We start from the raw sequence: 1,338 nt of genomic DNA on the forward strand, positions 1-1,338 counted from the left end.
GTGAGAATGTGAATTGTGTCACATATTTTCCGGCAGGCCAGCGAGGCGTGGGGTGTTCAGGAGGCCGTGATCCGGCTGGTTCAAGCAGCCGAAGCGCCGCGGCCGCGGCCCCGGGCAGCCGTCCCTGATCCCGACTGGTTCTTGTGCAGCAGGGCGTACCCGGCCACCGCCAGGGCCCCGGCAACCGCTTCGGCGACCGCCGATAAAACCTTGGCCGCGTACCAAACCGGCTCATACATCGACGGCAGCGGCCCAATAGCCGGGACCTGGACATACCTGTACAGGATGACCGCGACCAGGGACGACAGGCCCACTGCTGCGGCGGCCGCGAAAGCGGCGCGTGAGCCCGTGACCAGCACAAACACCGCGGCCAGGACAGCGGCTCCGGCCTGGACCAGAAACAGGGTCCCTTGCCCGAGACCGCCCGGCGCGGCCTGCTGATAGCCCGGGGCGAGCTGGACATGGATCACGGCACTGACCACCAGGCCCGCCGCGACACCGACACGCAGCACCCACAGAAACCGTGAATGCGGTTTCAGTTCCGACCGACTCATTTCTCGGTTCATTTCACGACCAGCGTCCCGGTCATCTGCGGATGAAAGCTGCAGATGATCCCGTGCTCACCGGCCGCGTCCGGTGCCTGGAAGATCACCGTTGCGCCGCCCGGGACCTCGATGTCGAACCCTCCCTTGTCCTTGGCGGTTAGCGTGTGCGGGGCGCTGTCCGCGTTCGTCACCGTCACCATCGCTCCCGGCTTCACCGATGCCGGAACCTCATACGCGAAATCCCGGATGGTGATAACCCCTTCGGCCGCCTGCGTCGACCCATCAGCTGATGGGGCAGCGGAGTTGGCGTCGGGCGGCGGGGCGGAAGAGCCCCCTTCCTGGGCTGCGCAGCCGGTGATGGCCGCTAACGACACGGCTCCGCCGCGGCCAAGAATACGGTTGATCGTTCTCATGACAATCCCCTTCAAAAGGGATGTTGTCCTCCACCCGCCGGACGGCGCGCCCATCAGGAAACCACCCCACACACTCTTATTCGTCACCCCTGTCCTGAAGGACTGCCCGACCGGGACTGGCGGAATAACCAACCCAATTGGCTCGATGATGTCCGAAGGAAGTTCTCTGATTTGAAAGACAGCATGCTTACTACCTGTGTAGGCTGGCCCCATCCGGCACGATACAAGCATCGAAGGGTGAGTCATGACCGAAATCACTGCACATCACGGATTGTTTAAGGACACCAACCTGCACGTGGATGACACCGGCGGCCAGGGTCGGCCGGTGGTCATGATTCACGGGTGGCCGCTGTCCGGGGAAGCGTTCCAGGCCCAGATAC

3 protein-coding genes are annotated in these 1,338 nt (G+C 63.9%); 1 reads left to right on the plus strand and 2 read right to left on the minus strand.

Features of this window, described 5'->3' with window-relative positions; translation table 11 throughout:
- Positions 1-80 precede the first annotated feature (80 nt).
- On the minus strand, positions 81-554 hold the full coding sequence (locus ACX80M_RS21000; RefSeq protein ID WP_459310402.1) for a hypothetical protein: 474 nt from the start codon (positions 552-554) through the stop codon (positions 81-83).
- A gap of 8 nt (positions 555-562) precedes the next feature.
- A complete protein-coding gene (locus ACX80M_RS21005) occupies positions 563-958 on the minus strand; it encodes a cupredoxin domain-containing protein (protein ID WP_459310404.1) in 396 nt (131 codons plus the stop codon).
- Positions 959-1,202: 244 nt separating this feature from the next.
- Here ACX80M_RS21005 and ACX80M_RS21010 point away from each other — a divergent pair.
- On the plus strand, positions 1,203-1,338 hold a 136-nt coding region (locus ACX80M_RS21010; RefSeq protein WP_459310400.1), incomplete at its 3' end, for an alpha/beta fold hydrolase.

The organism is Pseudarthrobacter sp. MDT1-22, from assembly GCF_054511035.1.

What these genes read in the sequence shown, in the direction of transcription:
- ACX80M_RS21000 (WP_459310402.1), bottom strand. Translation starts at nt 554, where the DNA reads ATGAGTCGGTCGGAACTGAAACCGCATTCACGGTTTCTGTGGGTGCTG.
- ACX80M_RS21005 (WP_459310404.1), bottom strand. Translation starts at nt 958, where the DNA reads ATGAGAACGATCAACCGTATTCTTGGCCGCGGCGGAGCCGTGTCGTTA.